Source organism: Nostoc sp. CmiVER01 (genome assembly GCF_034531135.2).
Taxonomy (GTDB): domain Bacteria; phylum Cyanobacteriota; class Cyanobacteriia; order Cyanobacteriales; family Nostocaceae; genus Nostoc.
In genome coordinates this window covers 390,085-408,291 of record NZ_JAVRBU020000001.1, presented here as the reverse complement: position 1 = coordinate 408,291, position 18,207 = coordinate 390,085, and the positions used below count along the sequence as shown (strand labels likewise).

The 18,207-nt window shown below is 39.5% G+C and carries 11 protein-coding genes and 1 pseudogene; 8 read left to right on the top strand and 4 right to left on the bottom strand.

Features of this window, described 5'->3' with window-relative positions:
• Positions 1-633 precede the first annotated feature (633 nt).
• The 6 genes from RMZ43_RS01485 to RMZ43_RS01460 all read left to right on the top strand — a co-directional run bounded on the left by RMZ43_RS01485 (position 634) and on the right by RMZ43_RS01460 (position 11,438).
• Positions 634-1,836: a response regulator gene (locus RMZ43_RS01485; RefSeq protein WP_322645838.1), complete on the top strand. Its 1,203-nt coding sequence runs from the start codon at positions 634-636 to the stop codon at positions 1,834-1,836.
• 888 nt (positions 1,837-2,724) lie between these two features.
• Complete coding sequence (locus RMZ43_RS01480) at positions 2,725-3,087, top strand: response regulator transcription factor (RefSeq protein ID WP_322645837.1); 363 nt, start codon at positions 2,725-2,727, stop codon at positions 3,085-3,087.
• A gap of 125 nt (positions 3,088-3,212) precedes the next feature.
• A complete protein-coding gene (locus RMZ43_RS01475) occupies positions 3,213-3,686 on the top strand; it encodes a chemotaxis protein CheW (RefSeq protein WP_322645836.1) in 474 nt (157 codons plus the stop codon).
• 125 nt (positions 3,687-3,811) lie between these two features.
• Positions 3,812-7,120 (top strand): GAF domain-containing protein, encoded by a 3,309-nt coding sequence (locus RMZ43_RS01470; protein ID WP_322654159.1) that lies wholly within the window; start codon positions 3,812-3,814, stop codon positions 7,118-7,120.
• A 31-nt stretch (positions 7,121-7,151) separates the two neighbouring features.
• The gene (locus RMZ43_RS01465) at positions 7,152-7,541 is read left to right on the top strand and encodes a four helix bundle protein (RefSeq protein ID WP_322645834.1); all 390 of its coding nucleotides are present in this window, start codon (positions 7,152-7,154) and stop codon (positions 7,539-7,541) included.
• 198 nt (positions 7,542-7,739) lie between these two features.
• The gene (locus tag RMZ43_RS01460; protein WP_322654158.1) at positions 7,740-11,438 is read left to right on the top strand and encodes a hybrid sensor histidine kinase/response regulator; all 3,699 of its coding nucleotides are present in this window, start codon (positions 7,740-7,742) and stop codon (positions 11,436-11,438) included.
• 44 nt (positions 11,439-11,482) lie between these two features.
• Here the strand turns inward: RMZ43_RS01460 and RMZ43_RS01455 are convergent.
• The 3 genes and pseudogenes from RMZ43_RS01455 to RMZ43_RS01445 all read right to left on the bottom strand — a co-directional run.
• Positions 11,483-12,185 (bottom strand): annotated as a pseudogene (locus RMZ43_RS01455) (Uma2 family endonuclease); the annotation flags it as partial.
• A gap of 58 nt (positions 12,186-12,243) precedes the next feature.
• A complete protein-coding gene (locus tag RMZ43_RS01450; RefSeq protein WP_322654157.1) occupies positions 12,244-13,137 on the bottom strand; it encodes an ABC transporter permease in 894 nt (297 codons plus the stop codon).
• A gap of 52 nt (positions 13,138-13,189) precedes the next feature.
• Positions 13,190-14,275 carry an ABC transporter substrate-binding protein gene (locus tag RMZ43_RS01445; RefSeq protein ID WP_322654156.1) on the bottom strand — a complete coding sequence of 362 codons (1,086 nt, stop codon included), beginning with the start codon at positions 14,273-14,275 and terminating at the stop codon, positions 13,190-13,192.
• A gap of 557 nt (positions 14,276-14,832) precedes the next feature.
• Between RMZ43_RS01445 and cruF the strand changes: the two genes are divergently transcribed.
• Complete coding sequence (gene cruF, locus RMZ43_RS01440; protein ID WP_322654155.1) at positions 14,833-15,744, top strand: gamma-carotene 1'-hydroxylase CruF; 912 nt, start codon at positions 14,833-14,835, stop codon at positions 15,742-15,744.
• A gap of 212 nt (positions 15,745-15,956) precedes the next feature.
• Positions 15,957-17,186, top strand: coding sequence for a 2'-O-glycosyltransferase CruG (gene cruG / locus RMZ43_RS01435; RefSeq protein WP_322654154.1), 1,230 nt, complete (start codon positions 15,957-15,959; stop codon positions 17,184-17,186).
• A gap of 100 nt (positions 17,187-17,286) precedes the next feature.
• Here the strand turns inward: cruG and rnhA are convergent, their stop codons facing one another.
• Positions 17,287-18,195 carry a ribonuclease HI gene (rnhA, locus tag RMZ43_RS01430; protein WP_322654153.1) on the bottom strand — a complete coding sequence of 303 codons (909 nt, stop codon included), beginning with the start codon at positions 18,193-18,195 and terminating at the stop codon, positions 17,287-17,289.
• Between the last annotated feature and the right edge of the window lie 12 nt (positions 18,196-18,207).

Sequence of the window (18,207 nt, the reverse complement as noted above, 5' to 3'; positions counted from 1 at the left end):
TATCCTAAATAAATACTTGATACACTTAATAATTATTAGTGGTAATTTCAGGTATGTAGAAAGACGCATTAGCGTTGGTGTAGCCTCTCCAAGAGTTGCCCAGTCCAATTTCGCGTCTCTCTACAAGCAATAAATATTAATAAATGTAAATAAAAATAAATATTTTAAGATACATTGTCAATCTAAATAAATGAAATCTAGAAAGAGACTGCCAATGTTTTTTAAATAAAAATTCAGAAATTATACGGATAGAATTCCGTATGAAAATTATTAAAATTAAAGATATAAATACTGAATGCATTTTTCTTAATGATGTGGGCTATAGCAACCTATTTGAGTCATAAAATTTGCCGAGAATCAACTCTATGCTATATGACTTTTTTACTAGTAATATTTTTGCTATTCTCCTATATCCCTTGACTTTATAAACTTGATATAGACTGCCACATACGAAATATATTGGCATTTACTGACCTATCTGCTAACCAGCATATAGCTAGTACAGGTCGGTGGAAATAAACCTATCATTCCCAACAGTCATAAATCATAAAAAATTAAAGAATAAGTGACTTTTGACTTGCGGTACTAGTGTGGGTTTCTCAATAGCTGGCTTTTTAATATAAGGAACAAAATATGCCCCAGTCGGAACTTATTTTTTCAAATAACCTAGTTAATGAATTTAAAACTTGTACTCAGCTACAATACAATGGCAAATTAAATATTAAAAGTTCTAAAGGCAGCCAATGGACTTTTTATTATCGGCTGGGGCGGATAGTTTGGGCAACAGGTGGAACTCATCCCTTCCGCCGTTGGCGTAGACAGATGGCTCAAAATTGTCCCCAGATTGATGTTGATAAATTGCAGTTGCGTTTACAAGACGTATCAATGGATTACTGGGATTATCGCCTTCTAGAAATCTTTCATAAAAAACAGAAAGTTCAGAGAGAACAGATTCAGTCTATTGCCGAAAACACCATAGCAGAATTATTATTTGACCTAGCTATACAAGGAAATTTTGCTTCTATAAGTTGCAATCGCAGTCAAGAAGTTATCTTAGAAGCACCAATGAGCTTCACGAGTGCAGAAATGTCTGTAAAACACATGGAAGACTCGTGGAAAATTTGGTCAGAAGCAGGTTTAGCAAATTTTTCTCCTGACTTGGCACCAATTCTACGGCGACCAGAACAACTTCAGCAGATGGTAAGTCCATCTGTCTACAAAAACTTTGTAAATTTAATCAACGGCAAATTAACTTTGCGAGATTTAGCCGTGAAAATGAAGCAGAATGTATTGCCGCTCACTCGTTCATTGCTTCCTTATATCCTTAAAGGAATCATCGAATTAGTGGAAATACCTGACATGCCCTTAGTAGTCATGGAGGGCAATAATAAGCCTATCAACGCACAACCAAAGAAATCAATTGCTCCATTAGTAGCCTGCGTAGATGATAGCCCTCAGGTCTGTAAAATGCTAGAGGATATTATCACTTCCAATGGACTAAGGTTTATCAAAATTCAAGATGCTGTACAAGCTCTCCCAACCCTAATTCAAGATAAACCAGACCTGATTTTCTTGGATTTGATTATGCCAGTCGCCAGTGGTTACGAAATTTGTACTCAGTTGCGACGAATATCTGCTTTCGCCAATACACCAGTAATTATATTAACAGGTAGTGATGGTCTTTTAGATAGAGTTCGTGCTAAGGTAGTCGGTTCTACAGATTTTATAACTAAACCTGTAGTGCCTGACAAGGTAATGAGTATAGTACGTAAATATTTACCTACGCCGAGTGTATCCATCGATAAGACTCAAGCTAATTTAGAAGTTTGTAAGTAGCGAGAATTACAGCAATTTTCTTTTGCATGAGGTACAAAGTCACTGGTTTTGAGCAGAAAGGAGAAGAATAATTTGATTTGTAAATCCTTGGTTTTATACCTCATTTGGTTGCAAAATGCTGTAATAATTTTTATTGATGATTAATTATCAACTAATCTGATTAGTTTTACAATTTCATTCCTCAGCATGAGCCTATTGATTAAGAATAGCGATAACAAAAAATTTTACAATCGATAAACTTTTCCACCCCAGTAAACATAAAATTACTGGGGTGATAAATGAGAAATCCAAATTCATAAGATGCAAGTAGGTGGCGTTTTTAAATCCACCTACTTTTTTTATATAAAACCGAAATTTATTACGTAACTAAAACATATATTAAATTATGTTCATTACGTAATTTTTCGGAGGTTAATATATAAAGATTGCATCAAAATTAGACAAATACAGATTTTGTATTTATCAAACAGAATTCAGAAGTCAGGAGCCAGAATTCAGTATGAATTCTGAACGAAAAAGCGGATGAATAAACGGGTCTAAAACCCCCTCCAAATCTCCGATTTGGAGGTCTTCAATCAGTCGCGGGTCTGAATCCCCGACTGATTAATTCTGACTGCTGAATTCTGACTTCTGAATTCTTCTTCAAAGCAGTCCTATTTGCTCTGTGAATATTATTTATGATAAGGAGTTAGGAGCTAGTAACACAAGCCAAAAGTCAAAATCTACGCATACTTTAATTTTGGGCTTTCTAAATGTTTTCAAATGGTAAGTTTATTTCCGCTAACTTGTACTAGTATCTAGTTTCTTAAATGTCTTTATTTACGCATAATTTAGGATTTGTATGTCTAATTTGTTTACATGCTTAAAATTTTTTAAAGGGTAATTACCATGAATACTATTTTAGTTGTTGAAGATGGCTTAACAGATATGGAAATAATCAGCCGTTACTTGCAACAGGCAGGTTATTCTGTGATTAGCGCCACAAGCAGTGAAGAAGCTCAAGATAAAATAGATAAAAATAAGCCAGACCTAATATTTCTTGACGTAATTTTACCAGGTAAAAGCGGCTTTGAAATTTGCCGAGAGTTAAAAAACAATCCTAGTACTAGCAAAATACCTGTAGTGTTTTGTTCTACAAAAAATAGTGATGTAGATAAAATTTGGGGTAATATGTTGGGCGCTGATGGTTATTTATCCAAACCGATTGATCGAGAAGAACTAACGGTAGTTTTGAAACGATTAATTAGCTAGGGAAAATTTGATAAATCCACAAAAAACTAGAAGTCTATCTTTCTAATTGAGAACTTGTACAAAATAAAATAATACTCCAAATAGTGGCTAGAGAGCAATAATCAAGCATAAAGGAACTAATAACTTTGGAAACCAAGGAAAAGTTTTTAAGTTTTAATTTGGGAGCAAGGGATACAGCGATAATTTCATTACAACATATTACAGAAGTTTTGCAAGTATCATTACCAGAAATATGTGCCGTTCCTCAGATGCCCAGTAGCGTCTTGGGTATCTATAACTGGCGCGGTGAGATGCTTTGGTTAGTAGATTTAGAGGCAATGTTAGGTTATCCTCCAATTTCGCAAGGAGCAAATTTACTTTCAAAAATGATGGCGATTGTTCTCGAAAACAAAGGGAAGTATTTAGGACTATTAGTGCGACAACTGATAGATATTGAATGGCTAGATACACAGCGAATGAAGCCCCCAAGTAGCGAATTATTTTATCCTAAAATATCACCTTTTTTACAGGGATATTTTATTAATGATTCTGAGGATATGATTTTTAATTTGGATGCCATAACAATTATCCAAGCTCCGATGTGGAAAATTCATAATTGAAGGCTTGATCATGACTGATTAGGCATATTAATTTAATGATTTTTAATCTTTTTTAGCCAGATACTAGTTCCTTGTTACCTGTCTAATAACCAACTATTACTCTAATAAATTTTGAGGTTAATAAAATGACATTTTTGTATAACAATAGCCAGGAAAATCAGCATCTAATCTCTGAAGTAGAAAATCTGAATGGGAACGCTAATATAACAAATATTGCTGGCAATGAAATATCTTTGTTAAATGCGATCGCTCAGGAATTTAAAACTTGGCGGCGACAGTTGCAAGACATCGCAACTCACATGCGCCAAGCGCCAGACCTTGATACACTACTCAAAATTACTGTAGCGCAAATTAGAGAAAAAATTGGCTGCGATCGCGCCTTAATTTATCAGTTTACTTCCTTTGATTTAGGTAATGTTTTAGCAGAATCAAGAACATTAGGTTGGACACCAACTTTAGGCGAAAATATTCCCGGAATTATTTTTGGTTTATATACCAATCAAGACTATATAGAACCTGTAGTTATTGACGATGTCAGTCAGATTCAACTTACCCCTTATCAAAAGCAACTCCTAGATAAATTTCAAATTAAAGCTAGTTTGAGTTTACCGATTGTAGTAGAAGGTAAAGTATGGGGATTACTGGTAGTAAATAATTGCTTATCAACACGGCAGTGGCAAGAAGTAGAAATTAGCCTACTATCTCAAATTACAACAGAACTCATATACAAATTACAGAGTTTTGAATTCAAAAGAGAAGAACAGCAGCGCATACTAGCAAAAAAATCTGTAGCTAAAGTCATCGACAAAATTTTGCGGGCATCAAATGTCGATAAGCTTTTTCAAACAACCACTCAAGAAGTACGGCAATTACTAAAATGCGATCGCGTCGCCGTCTATCGCTTCAAACCTGACTGGAGTGGCGAGTTTGTCGCTGAGTCAGTGGGTAATGGCTGGGTAAAAATGGTCAGCCCCGATTTTTACATGGTGTGGGAAGATAGCCACTTGCAAGACACCCAAGGAGGACGTTATGCCAGGGGGGAAAGCTATGTGGCCAAAGACATATATAAAATGGGTCATGCTCAATGCCACATTGATATTTTAGAGCAGTATGAAATGAAGGCTTACATCATTGCACCCATATTTGCTGGAGAGAAATTATGGGGCTTGCTGGCAGCTTATCAAAATTCTGGGCCTCGTGATTGGCAACCTTGGGAAGAAAGCTTTGTTACCCAAATTGGACTGCAATTTGGTGTGGCTATCTCACAAGGCGAATATCTAGAACAGATGCATAAGAAATCTGAGCAACTAGCTCAAATAGTTGAACAAGAAAAAGCTTTTACTAAAATAGTAGGTCGCATCCGACAATCTTTAGATGTAGATAGCGTCTTCAAAACAACCACTCAAGAAGTGCGTCAATCATTACGATGCGATCGCGTCGCAGTCTATCGCTTTAACCCTGACTGGGGTGGCGAATTTGTGGCTGAGTCTGTGGGTACTGGTTGGACAAAACTGGTAGGCCCTGATATTAAAACCGTTTTGGACGATACCTACTTGCAAGAAACTAAGGGAGGTAGATATGTCAGAGGCGAAAACTTTGTTGTTAATGACATCTATCAAGTAGGGCTTGCTCCTTGCCATATTGAGATTTTAGAGCAGTTTGAAGCCAAAGCTTACATAATTGTTCCTATATTCTTCGGGGAGAAATTGTGGGGTTTGCTGGCAGCTTATCAAAATTCTCGCCCCCGTGAGTGGGAAACTTGGGAAGTTAACTTTTTGGTTCAGACTAGCTTACAATTTAGCCTAGCTAAATCACAGATAGATTATTTGGAATTAGTTCGGTTGAAATCTGACAAACTAGCTCAGATAGCGGAACAAGAGAAAGCTGTCACTAAGATCAGTAACCGCATTCGGCAATCTTCAGATGTAGAAGAAATCTTCAAAACAACCAATCAAGAAGTACGGCAATTATTACGATGCGATCGCGTCGCAGTCTATCGCTTCAACCCTAATTGGAGTGGTGAATTTGTAGCAGAATCAGTAGCTCATACTTGGGTAAAACTGGTAGGCCCCGATATCAAAACTGTCTGGGAAGATACCCACTTACAAGAAACTCAAGGAGGTCGATATGCCCAAGGAGAAAACTTTGTTGTTAATGACATTTATCAGGTAGGTCATTCTCCTTGCCACATTGAGATTTTAGAGCAATTTGAAGTTAAAGCTTATGTAATTGTTCCTGTATTTGCTGGGGAACAATTGTGGGGATTGCTAGCAGCTTATCAAAATTCTGGAACTCGTGATTGGGATGAATCGGAAGTCACCTTGTTAGCACGCATTGGCAACCAGTTAGGGCTAGCATTACAACAGACTGAATATTTGCAACAAGTACAAGGACAGTCAGCCAAATTAGCAGAAGCCGCAGCGCGAGAAAAGGCAGCCAAAGAATTACTACAACAACGATCTATTCAACTTTTACTAGCCCTTAGACCCGCCCTCAACGGCGACTTAACAGTACGCGCACCCATTACAGAAGACGAATTAGGCACGATCGCCGATGCTTATAATAATACCCTGCAAGCACTGCGGCAAATCGTTCTTCAGGTACAGGGAGCTGCTCAACAAGTTGCCCAAACTTCCGGTAACAGCGAGGCTTCACTAACGGGACTGACTAATTTAGCACAACAACAATCTGAGGAAATTACCGCAGCTTTAGGTGAGATTCAACAGATGGTAGACTCTACTCAAGCTGTAGTGACGAATGCTGAGTTAGTGCAAGTAGCGGTACAACAAGCCAATGAAACTGTTGAGTCTGGCGATACTGCGATGAACTTAACTGTAAAAGCAATCCAAGGAATTCGTGAAACCGTTGCTCAAACCAGCAAGAAGATTAAACGCCTCAGTGAATCTTCGCAAAAAATCTCCAAAGTGGTTAATTTGATTGGTAATTTTGCCACACAGACAAACGTGCTGGCTTTGAATGCAGCTATTGAAGCCACCCGTGCAGGTGAATATGGTAAAGGCTTTGCAGTTGTAGCTGATGAAGTCCGTTCTTTATCTCGCCAGTCAGCAGCAGCAACCATCGAAATAGAAAAATTAGTCCAAGAGATTCAAGCAGAAACCGGAGAAGTAGCAGTAGCGATGGAAACTGGTATTCAGCAGGTTGTGGAAGGTACAAATCTGGTCAATGATACTCGCCAAAACTTGAATGCGATCGTTTATGCAACTGCCGAAATTAGCCAGCTAATCGAGCGAATTACCGCAGCGACTCAAAAACAAATGACGCAATCTGTAACAGTCACAAAATCAATGCAAGATGTAGCAGAAATTGCTAATAAGACTTTTGCAGAATCTCAAGAAATTGCTAGTGTGTTCCAAGATTTATCAGGGATGGCGCAAGATTTATTAACAACTGCTAGTAAGTTTAAAGTGAAGTAGGGAATAGGGAGTGGGGAGTGGGGAGTGGCAAATGACAGTTTCTGAAATTCGATCTTATCAAGATTTAATAGTTTGGCAAGAAGGCATGAATTTAGCTGAAGCTTGCTATCAGCTAACGATTGCATTTCCAAAAGAGGAACTTTACGGAATGACTTCACAGATTCGTCGGGCAGCTGTATCAACTCCAGCAAATATAGCTGAGGGCTATGGGCGAGAGTATCGCCCAAAATACATAAAATTTCTCCGAATAGCACAAGGCTCTCTCAAAGAACTAGAAACTCACTTATTACTATCAGCTAGAGCCAAAGTTGGACTTACAGATACTCAACTAGTCACCCCTATTTTGAGGCAATGTGAATCTGTAGGAAGATTACTCCGTGCTTTGATTCGTTCTTTAGAGAATAAGGGGAGTAGCGAATAGGGAATTACATTTGATGTGAATTAAAAAATCCCATTTTTCCATAAGGGTTTCAGGCTTGGACAAAACCATGATTTTGGAATTATCAACGAAACTGAAAGGTTTTCAACTACTCAATTCACATTAGACGTAAATTTCAATCTTCCCCACTCCCCACTCCCCACTCCCCACTCCCTACTCCCCACTCTCCACTCCCCACTTATGATCACAGATAACGAAATCCGCGAACAAGGATATATCTACTTTCTGGCTGAAGCCCCAGAATTAGTCCAGATTATTGAACAAGAATTATTTAGCTTATCAGAAGATTACAGTACTGCTAAAGTTCATAACTTAATGCGAGCTACTCATACGCTTAAAGGTGGTGCTGCTAATGTTGGGCTAGAAGTAATTAAGATGATAGCCCATTTTTTAGAAGATGTATTTAAGGCTTTATATAATCCAAAAGTGGTAGTTGATGCCGAATTACAAACACTTTTGTTACAAGCTTATGAGTGTCTTAGCATAGCATTAAATACCGAATTAATCGGCAGTACTGTTAATGATGAAGAATTACTCCATCGAGCGACTTCAGTGTTTGCACAGTTGCAAGAAAAGCTGGGCGATGCATTTGGTGCTGAAACTCATATTCCTACTTCTGAAGAACTGGGATTTGATATTGTCCAGTCCGTTTTTGAAGTGGGAGTAGAGCAACGTCTAAACAGTATTGCTAAAGCTGTTAACAATCCACCAAGTCATGACAAATTTATCGAGTTTTTACACTCTCAAGCTGAGGTGTTTCTCGGTTTAGCAGAATCTCTAAATTTACCTGGATTGGGAGAAATTTCTCAAACAATTCTGTCAGCGCTGCAAGCAAACCCCACTCAGGTGCAGCAAATTGCAGAAATTGCTCTTGCAGATTTGCAACAAGCACAAAAATTGGTATTAGAAGGCGATCGCACTTCTGGCGGAAAAACTTCTCCAGCTTTGGAAAAACTCACGACAGTGGTAAATAATGAGTTATCTGAAGAATTACAAAATAATTCAGAAGAACAATTTTACCAATTTATCACTACATCTGATAATAATAAAAATGAATCAGTAAAGCCAACAACTGCCAAGTTTTATTTAAAAGTCATTCGTTACATTTTTGGCTGGTTTAATCACGAAATCAAAATACCAGAAGCAGAGCTTAATTTTGATTTAATGGTTCCCAGATTAGAAAAAGAAAATTTACTTGATTATATCGATAACTGGCTACAAAAGTTTCTTGATTTTGTTCAAGATGAAGAAGATAGTCAAAGCCTTACTATTTATCGAAATGGGATAATTTTAATAATTTTATTTGCCGTTACAAAATTTCAGCATTCTGTTGACATATCTGATAGTTACATATCAGTCATTAAAATATTACAAAACCAAATTCATAGATTAGCCCAAGAATATAAAAACTATCCTCCTGTTACTAATAAAGAGAAAAACTGGCTTGATAATCCCAAGTTACAAACACTGTTAGTTCTTAAAGAAATACCTAATGATCCTTCTCAAACAACTGAGAACCTACTAGAGGCAATATGGGGAGAAGAAGCTAACGAAAATCTTACAGAGCAAGTGGTGACAACCACGAATGATTCTTCAGTAAAGCGTGATTCCTTAACTGTCAATGAGCAGGAAATTGTAAATTTTCCTGAAACAGCTATTGAAGTCATACCTGATTTAGCGACACAAATCAACAAAGAAACAGAAGATAAATCAGAGTATGTTCAAACTAAAAACTTTCGCCAACCTTCTTTTATCCGAGTAGATACAGAGAGACTGCAACACCTCAATTATCTAGCTGGAGAATCGTTGATTTACCAAAAACGACATAGTTTGCAAAATGAACAAGTCAAAGAAATAATTGACCAATTAATCCAGCAACTCAGTAGACACCAAACAACTTTAAATGAGTTACGTGATTTACCATTACAAAAACAAAATATTGCCTCACAACAAACGCAAAATTTTGCAGTGAATTTTGACTCTTTAGAAATGGATGTATATACAGATTTTCAGATGACATTGCATGAAGCAATAGAAGAGACTCTACAACTACAAGAAACCACAGAATCTCTTGACTTGCTTGTGACGCAAGCTGTCCAAATTAGTGACAAACAAGAAAATTTAACTCTTAATATTATAGATAGCTTAGTAGAAGCACGAATGTCGCCTTTGGGCAATATTCTGAATCGCTTCCCCCACATGGTAAATAAGTTGGGGAATGTTCATGCCAAACTTGTAGAATTGAAACTTAGTGGTACTGAAGTACTAGTTGATAAAGCGATCGCAGAAAAACTGTACGATCCATTGTTACATTTAGTACGTAATGCTTTTGACCACGGGATTGAATCTCCGCAACTTCGCCGAGAGTTTGGTAAAGCAGAACAAGGGTTAATCGAAATCCGCGCCTATCATCAGGGTAGCCAAACTGTTATTGAAGTTAGAGATGATGGACAGGGATTAAATTTAGATAGAATTCGCAGAAAAGCTGCTGAATTTTATCCCATACAAACTGAAGAAAAAACTAAAACCTATGCTTCTAATCTGGTCGAATCTGAACTTTTAGACATGATATTTTCACCCGGATTTTCTACTGCTGCTAAAGTAAGTGAAATCTCTGGGCGCGGTATGGGGTTAGATATCGTGCGGACTCAGATGAACGCACTTAATGGATCAATTTCAGTTCAATCCTTACCTAACCAAGGAACAATATTCATACTCAAAATTCCTTTTTCTATGACTACCGAAAAATTAATGCTAGTTCAAGCCAAAGGTGTTGTATATGCCCTTCTTTTGGACAGTATCGAAAAAATATTGATTCCCTCTGAGCAGCAAATAAAAGAAATAGAAGGTCAAAAAGTCTTATATTGGAATACAGACGATGATGAAACTATGGTCAGCCTCCGTCAACTTTCAAAGTTGATTAGTTATAATGATTCATGCTTTAATGATGATACCTTATACAACACATCAAGTAATCACGACCCAAGCATAGCAAAAAATCCGGTGCTTTTGCTACGACGAAATCAGGGAAGATTTGCTTTAGAAGTTGACCAAATAATTGGTGAACAAGAACTGGTAATTAGACCTTTAGGAAATGCGATCGCACCGCCAAAATACATTTATGGTTGTAGTAGTTTAGCTAATGGTAATCTCATCTTAGTGATTGATGCTTCATTCCTGGTATCTAGTGAGCTTCAACAAACAACACTTGATGTCATGGCGCTACCAGTACCTTCTTTGTCAAATAAAAAAGCCTTAGCAATATCAGGACATACTTTTTCATCTACACCATTACTTGCTGCTTCTACTTCTACGACAACCATAGAAACCCAACCCAGTTATTCTCAAGAGTCAGATAACAATTCACCTATAGAAACCCAACCGAGTTACTCTCAAGAGCCAGATTATAAATTACCGAAAGGAACCCAATCCAGTTACTCTCAAGAAACAGAGAATAAATTACCAAAAGTTGTTTTAGTTGTAGATGACGCAATTAGTCTGCGCCAAACTATCTCTCTCACACTGCAAAAATCTGGTTATCAAGTAATACAAGCTCAAAATGGTGTAGAAGCTTTAGAAAAGTTACAGTTACATCCAGAAATACAAGTTGTCATTTCCGATTTAGAGATGCCACGAATGAATGGTTTTGAGTTGTTGGGCAATTTCCGTCAATACCCCAATTTAGCAAAAATACCTGTAGTGATTCTCACTTCTCGTAGCGCTGAAAAACATCGCCAGCTTGCTCAAGAATTAGGTGCAAAAGCTTATTTGACTAAGCCTTATTTAGAGCATGAGTTTCTTTCTACAATTAAGGAGTTAATTAATAGTAATACAGATGATTTAAACCATTTAGTCATTAGTCATTTGACTAATAACTAATGAATCTTGCATTGCGGTTTGATATTTTGGGAAATGCGATCGCCTTAATTACTAGGTAGATTATTTGGATCTACACCTATAGAACGTAAATATTGCGCTAACTGTTCGGCCCTTTGTCGCTGCTGTTCTGCCTGTTCTGCATCTGTCAAATAGCGATTTCCTCGCTCATCATACCAACATAAAAACTCCTGTTGTATGCCGGCAATTACAGCTTGGTGTCGCCCAATACCTAACCCCACCTCTGGCATCAAATAAGGTTCACCTATTTGTAGTTGGTAGTTTCCATCTATTAACTTATACACTTCAAAGGGTTGATGTTGGTCGCGTTGCCAAAACTCAGGGTTATAAATTACGTAGTACAAAACACCGAGTTTTTTGTATATATCTAGCTTCTCGTCGTATTCACCTCTGGGGGTGTGGGATACCATTTCTAATGTGAATATTGGAATTACCCCATTTTCTTCCCAAACCGCGTAACTTTTACGTGATTTGCTACCCTTTTTCCGTTCTGCTCCCACACTTAAAAAAGCATCTGGCACTACAGGTACTCTGGGATTTACTCCTGTGGTGTGATATACTGCCATATCTACTCCGAAGTACCAAATCCATACGATTTGCCCAAATGGAGTTGAGTAAGAAGAGTAAAATATTGGGCAAAAAATTTTGATCTTCGTTATCCACTGGCGTATCGTCTGAACAGGGAAGTTCATCAGTAGTTGGTAACGCATTTTTGAGATCAGGTGAGACGCATAACCGTTGTCTCGCTGGCGTTTGATGCCCTTATTATATATAAGTGACGAAAAGTTTAGCGTTTGGGCGCAGTCTCGCCAAACTTAATTAAAAGTGCGATCGCAATACTAACAAGCAAAATTAACGTCATACTTAAAGCTGAACCAAATCCCCAATTTTGTGTTGCTCCCAGAAACTGGTTATAAACTAACCGTGCCGCCGTCATACTAGAAGCACCACCAAGTAATTCTGGATCGACAAAATCCCCTAAGCCTGTGATGAATACAAGCATGGAAGCAGCCGCAATTCCAGGCAAAATTTGCGGTACGGTTACTTGCCAAAAAGTTTCTATCGGATTTGCACCTAAATCAGCCGCCGCTTCTAGCAACCGCTTGTCTAGCTTTTCGAGAGAAGCATATAAAATCAAAACCATATAGGGTAACAAGCTGTAACTCATACCAATAAATACAGCTTGACTCTGGTTAAGTAATTCCAAAGTAGGTAAGCCTAAATTGCTGAGTAAACTGTTCAATAAACCAGTAGGGCGAAGAATTGTAATCCAAGCATAAGAACGAAGTAACGAAGAAGTCCACAAAGGTAAGACAAAGCCTAATAGTAGCAAATTCCGCCAACGCTGCGGTGCTATCTGAGCAATCCAATAGGCGACAGGGAAGCCCAAAATTAAACAAATTATTGTAGTACCAAACGCAAAAAACAGCGATCGCACAATTACTTGCACATAAAGGGGGTCAAATATGCGGATGTAGTTTTTGAATCCGTTGGGATTGACCAAATCTCCTGGCCGGATGTCTGCAACTAAACTTAACTGGAAAATTATCAAAGTTGGTAGCACTAATAAAAGCAATAACCAAATCCCAGATGGTGCAAGTAATACCAAAGGTTGCAGCCAATTCGTTCGTGGGTGATGCAATTCTTGTATTTTAGAAATATCACTTTTTTTAAAATTCACTATTTATAACTCCTAATTCCTAACAGACGCGATTAATCGCGTCTCTCCTATTTTAGCCACTAGTTAATTGAGTCCAATAGCGATCATAAACCTCTTCAAATTCTCCTACAGGACTAACACGTTCACAATTTGCTAAAAGTGGCTCGGAGGGAAATAAATTAGGATTATTTTGGATTTTTTTTGGCAATTGCTCAAATCCAGCACTATTAGGCGTAGAAATATTCAGACGTTTACTGATTTGGGCTGCTAATTCTGGTTGCAAAATCATGTTAATCCAAGCGTAAGCTCCAGCTAAATTAGGGGCTGTTTTAGGAATTACAATAGTGTCTGTCCATAATGAAGAACCACTGCGAGGAATTACATATTTGAGTTTAGGGTTTTCTTGAGAAATTCTCACGGCATCTGCTGAATAGCACATTGCCAATAGTAAATCTCCTGCCAGAATTTGATTTTGCCAAGCGTCTGTGTCAAAACGTGCGATCGCAGGTTTTAGAACTTTCAACTTTTCATAAGCTTGTTTGATTTCTTGTTCATTTTTTGAATTGTAAGAGTAACCTAGCATCCGTAATGTCGCACCCATAACTTCTCGAACATCATTGAGCAAGGTCATCTGCTGATTAAGTTGCTTTTGGTTTTGCCAAAGATAATCCCAGTCTTGTGGTGCATCTTTGATTTTTTCAGAATTATAAAGTAAACCTGTTGTCCCCCAGTTAAAAGGGATGCTATATCGGTTATTCGGGTCATAGCTAGGATTCTGAAACCGGGGGAATAAATTCTCTAAACCGATTAAGCGATCGTGATCTATTTCTGTTAATAAACCTTTGTTTACCATCTTCTGCACCATGTAATCGGATGGGTAAATGATGCTGTAAGTCCCACCGCCTCCAACTTGCAACTTAGCCAGCATGACATCATTGGAATCATAAACATCCGCTAGCACTTTCATGCCTGTTTGGGTGCTAAAGGTTTTCAATAATTGGTTGTCGGTATATTGCGTCCAGGTAAAGATATAAAGTTGGTCACGTTGACCCGAAGTATTAGAATTAGCACGTACTTCAGCTAGCCTCCAGCCACAACCAGCTAAAGATAAGCCAGAAAGCCCTGCCACCCCTTTTAAAAATTGGCGTCTGTTAGTCATTAAGTTAGAAGCTGTTTATCAACAACCTCTAGATTACGGTATACCTAGTAACCCTTGCCGTGATTTTTGGGGATAAATGTGTCAATCTTCACACTTACTGTAGAGCTTGCTTAATCTATAGACCTCTTGCAAAAGTGCTTTTTGCAAAAGAGGGAAAAAGGGTAAAGGGTAAAGGTTAAAGGGGAACGGGACAATACAGAACTTTTCCCCCTTCCCCCTTACCCTTTTCCCGACAAATGCCAAGAAGTCTTATGGTGATTGTCCTGCCTCAACCAGATCCTTACATCGGAAGGAGTTCTTCATCATACGGGTATCAGTGGGACAATAAACTAGAAATTTTTACAGATGAAATTATGTAGATTTTGACTATATAGCTTAGACTAGTAAATCTATCATCATATTTTTATAGCTTCAATCAATAGGCTGTTATGCTCTTCCCAAGAAAGCCAAACAAGTTTGTAGAGAATTGCGGCACAAAGTAGTTAAATATGTTGTTAAACATTTGTAAACTGTTAGCAGCCGAGTAGCCGCGTGTCACATCTTGTTAAGGAATTATCATGAGACAACTTGTTATTGCTGAACGCGTATGCCTCATTGGTCATATCGTGTCAAAAGCCTTTGGACTGGTAGGGATGCTACTGGTCGTACCTAATGCTGAAATACTTTTCAATTTATCGCAGGTTGGAGAAACTGCTGTACAGTTAAGTATGGCAGGTGGCGGTGTAGTTGATATCATCTTGGGGACAATAGCTGTCTCTATTTATGCCTACCGGACGCTGGGATTAGGAACTTGGCTAGGATTTATGCTGCCGGCTATGTTTATTTCCTTGGGTAGTGAACTACTAGGAACCAGCACGGGTTTTCCATTTGGTGATTATAGCTACTTGAGTGGCTTGGGTTATAAAATTGCGGGGCTAGTTCCTTTCACAATTCCTTTATCTTGGTTCTATGTTGGGCTGTCGTCTTATTTAATTGCAAGAACTGGTTTGAAAGTGGCACAAAAACCCAGTTGGGGACGCCATATTGCGGCTATAGCCGTTGGTGCTTTACTCTTCACTTGCTGGGATTTTGCCCTTGAGCCAGCGATGAGTCAAACTTCTCTACCTTTTTGGTATTGGGAACATCCAGGAGCTTTCTTTGGCACACCTTACCAGAACTATGCAGGTTGGTTTGGTACTAGTGCTTTGTTTATGACTGTGGCAGGATTTTTGTGGAGAAACGCTTCGATTAAATTAGAGCGATCGCAACTTAATCTACCCTTAGTCGTTTATTTAACTAACTTTGCCTTCGCCGCCGGACTAAGCTTGGCCGCTGGATTCTCCATCCCAGTGTTGCTCGGTTTATTGTTTGGTGTGACTCCTGCTGTGGCTCTGTGGTTAAGCAGTTCAACCACTCCCACTCCAGTTGCTGTTGAACCAGCAAACAAGGAAGTCTCAGTGGCAAGAAGCGTTAAAGTTGCCTTGAAATAGGTCGATAAATTAGGGAGTAGGGAGTAGGGAGTGGGGAATAAGGGGATGAGGGAGCAGAGGGAGAAATCAATTCAAAATTAAAGAACTTCTGCCTTCTGCTTCCAGCAAGAACTGCCTCCTCTTTCCCAATGCCTAATGCCCAATGAATGACTAATGACCAATACTTCGACTTCTCTACGAGACGCTACGCGAACGCTCAGTACAAGTGCCCAATGACCAATGACAACGCTTTGATGGTAGAAAGCGCCATCTCTCTTTTACTGCTACTTATCCAAGTACCAGCAACGGCGATTCTGTTTTCGCGCCTGCTAAAGGGGCCAAGACGGCTTCCTCCAATAGAACCGCAACAGCCGACACTGGAGCTTTTGGGTAAGGTTAGCGTCGTCGTTCCTACGCTGAACGAGGCGCTTCGTATTAGCCCGTTGTTGGCTGGTTTAAGTCATCAAAGCTACGAAGTTCGGGAAATTATTGTTGTAGACAGCAAGTCTGTTGATGGTACACCGGACTTAGTAAAAGCAACACAGCAGAAAGATCCGCGCTTTCGCGTGATGACAGATGATCCCTTACCCTCTGGTTGGGTGGGGCGTCCTTGGGCGTTGCATAACGGTTTTCTATTTAGCTCTGAGGGTAGTCAGTGGTTTTTGGGGCTGGATGCTGATATTCAACCGCATCCTGGTTTGGTTGCTGGTTTGGTGAAGACGGCCGAAGCACAGGGCTATGATCTCGTTTCCCTTTCACCCCAGTTCATCCTCAAATATCCGGGAGAGTGCTGGCTACAACCGGCTTTGTTGATGACTCTGCTTTACCGATTTGACCCGGCTGGGATCAATACAGAGCAGCCAGAACGGGTGATGGCAAATGGGCAATGTTTTTTGTGTCGCCGCTCTGTTTTAGCTGCTGTGGGTGGCTATAGCAGTGCGAGTGGTTCTTTTTGTGATGATGTCACTTTGGCGCGAAATATTGCTATTCAAGGGTATAAGGTAGGCTTTTTAGATGGCGCAAAGGTGCTAAAAGTACGGATGTATGAAGGGGCGATGGAGACGTGGAAGGAATGGGGGCGGAGTCTTGATCTCAAAGATGCAACTTCTCGTTCGCAGTTGTGGGGAGATTTATGGCTACTTACATCTGTTCAAGGTCTACCTCTTTTAATAGTCCTCGCTTTTTTGCTGATTTCTCCCCCGCTCTCGTACTCGCTACAAACGGGATTAATCGCGTTACCCACTCCCCCACTTCTTCTGCTGGGACTAAATTTATTTTTGGTGATAATTCGCTTTGCTATGCTAATTGCGATCGCACCTTCCTATGATCGTAAAAGCGCTAAGGGCTGCTGGTTATTCTGGCTTTCCCCTTTTGCCGATCCCTTAGCTGTGCTGCGAATCTTCTTATCTGCGTTCCGCAAGCCACGCGAGTGGCGGGGACGGAAATATAGTGGTGAGTTATGAGTGGGGCATTGGGCATGGGAAAGAGGACAAGGGGAAAGACTTGTTGGAAGCTGTAAACTTTTGTCACCTTGTCCCCTTGTCCCCTCTGCTTCCCTGCTGCCTATTCCTCTTCACCTCCTACTTGATCCCCGCGTTCCAGTTCCCAAAGAATTTGATTTCCTTCACGGCGTACCCGTGACACTATCCAGTTGCGCCAGCGCCATTGATCTCCCCGACTGGTAACAGCGCTGGCGTGGACATCCATCAAGTCTGCTAACTCAGAACTGGTGATTAAGTAGCCTTTCTCTGAAATTTCGTCAGCGATACGCAGAGTTTCGACCAAGCTGCGGAGTTGCGAAACCCTGATTTCTGGCGGTTTTTCATCGGTTACGGCCGCAGTTGGCCCAATAGATGGTTCCATAACGGTTATTTCTAGTGCAGAAGTACTGATTTGTTGGGGACTTTGGTTAACTATTCGAGAGTTTTTTTCATAATCAGCTACTTTTGCTACATTTAGGTCATTTTTGCAAGGTAAAGATTTATAAAAATTTGTCGGAGTTAATTGTTGTAGCGAAGGAATTTTACCACTAGCGTATGTGCGAGCGATCGCATCACAACGTTCGTTACCTATGTTACCAGAATGTCCCCTAACGTGTTGCCATTTTACCTGTTGGGTATTGAGTTCATCAAGAGTTTCCAAAAGCTCTTGGTTTTGGACGGGTTTACCATCTGATTTTTTCCAGCCTTTCTTTTTCCAGCCTTTCACCCACTTGGTAACGCAGTTAATTAGGTATTCGCTATCGGTATGCAGGGTGATAGGTTGGGTTTGTTGAGATGTTTGCAAAAATTGGAGGGCTGCGATCGCAGCTTGCATTTCCATTTTATTATTAGTGGTATGAGGGGATGCATCGCCCATTTCGTGGATTGAACCATCGCTAAAATAGACGACAACTCCCCAACCACCAGGGCCAGGGTTTCCGGTGCAAGCACCATCGGTGTATATGCTTTGGATTGTGGGTTGAGTGGACATGATTTAGGATAT